Here is a 6,838-nt window from a genome sequence, read left to right on the forward strand (position 1 = left end):
GAAAGATTGACTGCACCGAGAGCGCGTTCCGATGACGCGAGGGATCACGTACCATGCGTGTTCGGCTTTTCGAGATTCCAGGCGCGAAGGCATTGGTGCTGCTTTGCTGGGCCATGCCTTTAGCCGTGCCGGCGGATGTGCACGCGAACGAGGGCAGATGTCTCGTCGTCGTCGACGGGCATACGTTCTTGAAGGGGCGATGCAATATCGAAATCGGGACGGGTGGAAGTTTCACCGTCGGCGTTGGCGACAAGTCGCGATCCGAGCATTTCGCTTACGTTACTCTCGATGGAGGAACCGATGCAGCGGTCGGCTATTGGAACGGCGTTGCGGCCGAAAGCCACGCTGACGAGCATCTTGGTCCGCTCAAAAGAAAGGGCGCCTGTTGGTCCAACAGCCGGGCGAGGATTTGCGCGTGGCGATAATCGAGAGTCAACTCGGAATCGACGAGAGCGCCGCTGCGTTAGCGGCACCGATTGTGTCGTGCTTTTGTTGCTTGTTGGACAGGCGCATGTCCATCCGATCTCATCTGTGAATTATGCCTGGCTCGACGCCTTCCTCCTCCTCCTCCAGCTCCGACAAGATATCCACCAGCTCGCGCACCCGGCCCTGCGCCAGCGGGCGCAGATCGTTGATCATCGGCTCGTCATTGGCGAGCCAGGCCTGGGCTTCAGCGAGTTCTTCGGCGGTCGCGCCGGTTCCGATGATCTGGGCAATGGTCACGTCGTCGGCACGGTCCACGGCCTTGACGACATCGTCGCGTGAGAGGCGCGTCATGGGCGATCCTCCTGCTGGCTTCGGTCAGCGTCTAACCGAGAACCGGCGTGCCGGTTCCCGGGCCAGGCCCGTGCGCGCCATTCCTACTTCTTCACCACCTTGTAGATCGCATTCTCGACATCTGAGCTGAAGTAGATCGTACCCGTCGCGCCGACGGCGACGCCGGTGGGGACATGTGTCGGCAAGCCGCCGGGTGCGCCGGTCAGGCCGATCGGGAGATTGGCGGCGATCTCGGTGATCTTGCCGCTCTCCGGTGCGATCTCGATCAGCCGCTTGGCGCCGACCTCCGCCACGATGAGCTGGCCTTCGGGACCTCTTGCGATACCTTCGGGCATCTTCAGCTCCTTGGCGATGACGGTCTTTTCGCCGTTGCTGTCGATCCTGGAGACGAGGCCCGCAAACGCCTCGGTCACGAAAACCTCGTCGGTTTTCCCGCGAACGAGCCCGACCGGGCCTTCGAGCGCGCCGATCAGCGTGGTGCGGTCCTTGCCGTGCTCGCCGCTCACCTTGATCAGTGACTTGGTGCCGAGCTCGGCCACCAGGATGCTGCCATCCGCGAGCACGACCGCGTCATGCGGCGCCTTGAAGTCGTGCAGCATCTCGCGCGTCGCGCCGGTCTTGCCGTCGATCACCTGCACGGTGCCGGTGAACCAGCTCGACAGGACCACGTCGTTGCCCTTTGCCGTCGCGCTCATCGGATATTCGAGCGTTGTGCCTGCGGCATGCATGCGCGCTTTCTCGGTGACCTCGCCGGTCGCCCCATCCACCGTGCGATAGGCGAACAGATCGGCGACGTGGATGGTGTCCTTGCCGTTCTCCGAGGTGACACCGATGCCGCCGGGCAAAGCGAGCTTGCCGATGATGATCTGCTTGGCCTGGCCGGTCGCGGGATCGACCTCCTGGATGCCGTTGTCGGCCATGTTGGAGACGTAGATGCGGTCCTTGTCGTCGATGGCGAGATTGTCGAGCGAGGGCTTCAGCTGCGCGACCATGGTCTTGGCGCCGGACTTCGGATTGACCCGGACCAGCTGGCCGAGCGCGGTGTCGATCACAAAGAGGTTGCCTTTGGAATCGAAGTTCACGGCGGCCGGAACCTTGAAGCCGTCGGCGACGACGCTCAGTTCGGCCTTGTCGACGTCGACCCTAGCGACCTGGCCCTTGAACCAGAGCGGACCATAGAGCTTGTCGTCGGGACCGAACTCGAAGCCGTTGAGGCCGCCCATCTTCTCCATGATCTGGCGTGGCGGTTTGACGCCCTCGACGTCGATCTCGTAGAGCGCATCGCCGAGGAAGACGGTGGTGGCGTAGAGCCTGCCGTCCTTGCGGAAGGCGAGCGAGTTGATGCCGGGAAGCCCGGACGCGAGCTTCTTGATCGGTCCGTCGCCCTTGCGCGCATAGAGATCGCCGGCGAGGAAGCCGGTCCAGGCCATGGTGCCGTCGGGTGCGAATGCGATGTCGTCGGCCATCCCGACCGGTGCCGGGATTGCAACCTTGGCGTTGCCGCCGGCGATGTCGACCTCATAGAGCGCAGCGCCAGCGACGCTGCCGGCAAACAAATGGCCGGCCTTGTCGACACCGAGCCCGTGCACACCGTGGAACGCCGAGCCCGGCACCAGCCTCGTGACCTCCCAGCCGTCGGCCGATGCGCTCGTTGTGGAGAACAGCGCAGCAATCAGGGCTGCGCAGGCGAGCCTGCTCTTCATGGCGTGACCTCCCGTTTTTTGGAAAGTATTCGCCCGTCCTGCGGCTTTGGCAAACGAAACTTGACGTTGAAACGCCGCGAAAGCGGCCCGGCTGCGCAGCGTTCTTGTTTGAAATTCCGTTTGGAAAATGCCGGCCGATACCGGCGGGCTGCCGATTTACCGGTTGGTGACCTGCAGCGGCCCGCCGGTCGCGTCCGACATGCGGGCGATGGCGCCGCCGCGGCCGCTCATCATGCCGTCGAGCCGGTCGCGCTCCTTCTCGAAGCTTGCCAGCATCGGGCCCTCCAGCGAACGGCCGCGCGGCAGCTTCACGCGCATCGGATCGACGAAGCGGCCGTTGACCAGGATCTCGTAATGGACGTGCGGGCCGGTCGACAGACCGGAGGAGCCGACGAAGCCGATCACCTGGCCCTGCCGCACCTTCTTGCCGACCTCCATGCCCTTGGCGAAGGCCGACATGTGGCCGTAGGCGGTCTCGTAGCCGTTGGAATGCTTGATGCGGATGTACTTGCCGTAGCCGCCCTCGGGGCCCGCCTTCTCGATCACGCCGTTGCCGGAGGCGAAGATCGGCGTGCCGTAGCTGGTGGACCAGTCGACGCCGGTATGCATCTTCACGTAGCCGAGGATCGGGTGGCGGCGGCCGCCGAAGCCGGAACGCATGATGGCGTTGTTGACGGGCTTTCTGACCAGGAACTTCTTCGCGCTCTTGCCGGTCTCGTCGTAATAGTCGACCAGGCCGTCGTCGGGGCTCTGGTAGCGGTAGTATTTCTTGGTCTCGCCGCCGACGGTGAGCGAGGCGAACAGCACCTCGTTCTTTTCGCTCGACGTCACGCCCTCGTCCTCGCCGGCGTAGAACACGTCGAAGGAATCGCCGGGCTGCACCTTGCGCTGGAAATCGACGTCGTAGGAGTAGATCTTGATCATGTCCTCGATGACGGGCATCGGGACCTTGTTGCGCATCGCGGTCTCGTAGATGCTCTGGTAGAGCCGCACGCCGGAGCCGTCGTCATCATCGTCGTCGTCGCTGCTGGCGTTGGCCGCAGTATCGGCGACGGTGTTCATGCTGGAGACGTCGACGGCGACGTATTTGCCGAGATCGGACAGCGCCGCGATCGCTTCGACCATCGTGTCGTTTGCAACCACGACGCGATAGGGCTGCAGGCGGGCGCCGGGGCTTGCGGGCGCCATCAGGATGCGAAGCTTCTCGCCTTCCTTCAGGCCGCCGTCGCGGCCGCGCGGTCCGAGCGTCGCGGTGATCGCCTTGATCTCGTCGGCATTGGCGCCGAGATCGCGCAGCACCGAAGCGACGCTGTCGCCCTTCTTGACCATGTGGACGCGTTCGCCGTTGGGATTGCCGCCGGTGATCTGCTCCTTGGTCTTGGGCAGCAGCGTGACGTTTTCCGGCACCACGCGCGTCTCGAAGCCGGCATAGGGATCGGAGGGCGAGACCTCGGCGGCGTAGGCGGTTCTGATCTCGGAGGGACCGGTCGCGCCGGAGATGTCGGCGGCCGCATTGGCGAGCGAGGCGTAGCGCACCCCGCCATTGCCGCGCCAATTGGCGGCATCGCGCACCCGCATCAGGATGTCGTCGAGCGCCACCACCGCGGAAATCTTGGCCTTCGGCAGCACCGGCGACAGGTCCTTGGTGACGAAGGACACTTCCGCGTCGGGCTCGACGGCTTCGGGATTGTTGGGATCGTCGGACGCCGTCTTCGGGTCGGAGCCGACATCGGTCAGCAGGCGCTGGGCGTTGAACGGCGGGATCTTCGCCGACAGATCGCTCGTCGTCATCGACAGATTGCCGGCGATCCGCACGAACGGACGCACCCGCATCACGTCACGGTTGCCGACCCGGGCCACGGTCGAGACGCGCATCACGTTGCGCGAGGCCGTGGATTCGCTCGGCGGCGGCAGGCGGTCGCTCTTGTGCAGCGTGGCGGCGCGATCGGCGGCGCCGAATGCTCCGCGCAGCGCGCCTTCGACCCGCTCCGGCACCTTGGCGAAGGTCATCTCGCCATCGAGAGAAGCGAAAACGGCGCCGCCGATCAGGGCTGCGCCGCAGAGTCCGGTCAAAATTGTCCCGCTGAACCATTGCACCGAGACGCGGCGGCGGTCGATCACGGCGGCTTCAGAACCATCGACGGACAGCGGCGGCTCGTGGCCGAGATCGATGATCCCGGTCTCACGCCCGTAAGCGCCGCGTGACGTCCTGTGGTTCAACCCAAGTCCCCCAATCAACGACCCAAGATGCCCGTTCTCGAACCTGGTCCCGGCTGCCCTCTTGAACGGGGATCGCCGGAAAAGGCAAGCCGCACAGCCATCCGCGCCCAGAACGCCCCTTGATGGGGCCGGCCGAAATTACGAACAGCTGGACGGGTAAAGCTCTCTCGATGTCTTTCGAATGCCGAAGGAAGGTCGCGTCATTTGCAAGATCGCCTTCCTCTGACCCCATGAAAATCGCCGGCAGCCCCCACAGGCATCCCCGCGATTCAAGCTTGTCTCTTATCAGAACGCCGCGGGATTGTGGCTCAAGTACGGCGCCAAATATGGAAAAAGTTTCCTGAACGCCGAGCCGTAAAGACCCTCCGTGCGACCACTGGCGGAACTCGGGCCGGGCGGGGACAGGGCCCCATCCAGCGGGGGAGCGGGCGTCTGGCCGGGAGCCCTCAGACTGCGAGGAAGGGGGCCGGGGAGGGGCCCCAAGGCGCCTTCCGGAGCCCGCCGGCGGGCAAACTTTTTTTCAGATTTTTTGCCGGGCGGGATCGTCCGACGCGCCCGGTGGCCTTCTAACTGGCTGGAATCGTGGATGTTTTATCGCTGCTCCACTGTGCGACGATTTGTTGACGATTGGCGTTGACAGGCCGGAAGGTGGGGCCTATAACCCCAACCACTGAGCGCGGCGCCGCCGGGTCACTGACCAAGGCGAGCGAACGCGCCACTGATGCTCCTCACCTTGTTGAGTGACACAACAGCCGACACCAGTCGGTTGGAGTTCATCCATCGTCGGTAAGGGTGTCGGAACCCTTCCTCTCAGGAAGGTTGAGGCCTCTCCGGTCTCGGGCTGTTTGACAAGTGAAGATGAAGAAAGAGAAACGTGGACGGCGGAGTCCTTGCGGGTCTCGCTTCCGAAAAGCTTCGGCTTTTCTGATCGAGACCGGACGAAAGACTTCGGCGGTACACGTTTTAAAGGAAACACCATCGTTGCCAGCGATGTGAATCGCGGGCAGCACATCGACTTCGGTCGATAATGGTGGGACCTCGTCAAACGTTGTGATCAGCCGGTTCAAAGTTCAAGTCCAACTTGAGAGTTTGATCCTGGCTCAGAGCGAACGCTGGCGGCAGGCTTAACACATGCAAGTCGAGCGGGCGTAGCAATACGTCAGCGGCAGACGGGTGAGTAACGCGTGGGAACGTACCTTTTGGTTCGGAACAACACAGGGAAACTTGTGCTAATACCGGATAAGCCCTTACGGGGAAAGATTTATCGCCGAAAGATCGGCCCGCGTCTGATTAGCTAGTTGGTGAGGTAATGGCTCACCAAGGCGACGATCAGTAGCTGGTCTGAGAGGATGATCAGCCACATTGGGACTGAGACACGGCCCAAACTCCTACGGGAGGCAGCAGTGGGGAATATTGGACAATGGGGGCAACCCTGATCCAGCCATGCCGCGTGAGTGATGAAGGCCCTAGGGTTGTAAAGCTCTTTTGTGCGGGAAGATAATGACGGTACCGCAAGAATAAGCCCCGGCTAACTTCGTGCCAGCAGCCGCGGTAATACGAAGGGGGCTAGCGTTGCTCGGAATCACTGGGCGTAAAGGGTGCGTAGGCGGGTCTTTAAGTCAGGGGTGAAATCCTGGAGCTCAACTCCAGAACTGCCTTTGATACTGAAGATCTTGAGTCCGGGAGAGGTGAGTGGAACTGCGAGTGTAGAGGTGAAATTCGTAGATATTCGCAAGAACACCAGTGGCGAAGGCGGCTCACTGGCCCGGTACTGACGCTGAGGCACGAAAGCGTGGGGAGCAAACAGGATTAGATACCCTGGTAGTCCACGCCGTAAACGATGAATGCCAGCCGTTAGTGGGTTTACTCACTAGTGGCGCAGCTAACGCTTTAAGCATTCCGCCTGGGGAGTACGGTCGCAAGATTAAAACTCAAAGGAATTGACGGGGGCCCGCACAAGCGGTGGAGCATGTGGTTTAATTCGACGCAACGCGCAGAACCTTACCAGCCCTTGACATGTCCAGGACCGGTCGCAGAGATGTGACCCTCTCTTCGGAGCCTGGAGCACAGGTGCTGCATGGCTGTCGTCAGCTCGTGTCGTGAGATGTTGGGTTAAGTCCCGCAACGAGCGCAACCCC

The 6,838-nt window shown here is 62.5% G+C and carries 4 protein-coding genes and 1 rRNA gene (1 of these 5 running past the window's edge); 2 read left to right on the top strand and 3 right to left on the bottom strand.

The window, feature by feature from the left end:
• Positions 1 to 53 precede the first annotated feature (53 nt).
• Positions 54 to 425 carry a hypothetical protein gene (locus tag DCG74_RS08090; RefSeq protein ID WP_172789725.1) on the top strand — a complete coding sequence of 124 codons (372 nt, stop codon included), beginning with the start codon at positions 54 to 56 and terminating at the stop codon, positions 423 to 425.
• Between the two features lie 100 nt (positions 426 to 525).
• On the opposite strand, the gene DCG74_RS08095 is transcribed toward DCG74_RS08090, so the two are convergent.
• The 3 genes from DCG74_RS08095 to DCG74_RS08105 all read right to left on the bottom strand — a co-directional run bounded on the left by DCG74_RS08095 (position 526) and on the right by DCG74_RS08105 (position 4,700).
• A complete protein-coding gene (locus tag DCG74_RS08095) occupies positions 526 to 777 on the bottom strand; it encodes a hypothetical protein (RefSeq protein WP_172789724.1) in 252 nt (83 codons plus the stop codon).
• 83 nt (positions 778 to 860) lie between these two features.
• Positions 861 to 2,480: an SMP-30/gluconolactonase/LRE family protein gene (locus DCG74_RS08100; RefSeq protein ID WP_172789723.1), complete on the bottom strand. Its 1,620-nt coding sequence runs from the start codon at positions 2,478 to 2,480 to the stop codon at positions 861 to 863.
• A 156-nt stretch (positions 2,481 to 2,636) separates the two neighbouring features.
• Positions 2,637 to 4,700 (bottom strand): M23 family metallopeptidase, encoded by a 2,064-nt coding sequence (locus DCG74_RS08105; RefSeq protein WP_172789722.1) that lies wholly within the window; start codon positions 4,698 to 4,700, stop codon positions 2,637 to 2,639.
• Between the two features lie 1,077 nt (positions 4,701 to 5,777).
• Here DCG74_RS08105 and DCG74_RS08110 point away from each other — a divergent pair.
• A 16S ribosomal RNA gene (locus tag DCG74_RS08110) occupies positions 5,778 to 6,838 on the top strand (it continues 428 nt past the right edge of the window).

The organism is Bradyrhizobium sp. WBAH42 (assembly GCF_024585265.1).
GTDB lineage: Bacteria > Pseudomonadota > Alphaproteobacteria > Rhizobiales > Xanthobacteraceae > Bradyrhizobium.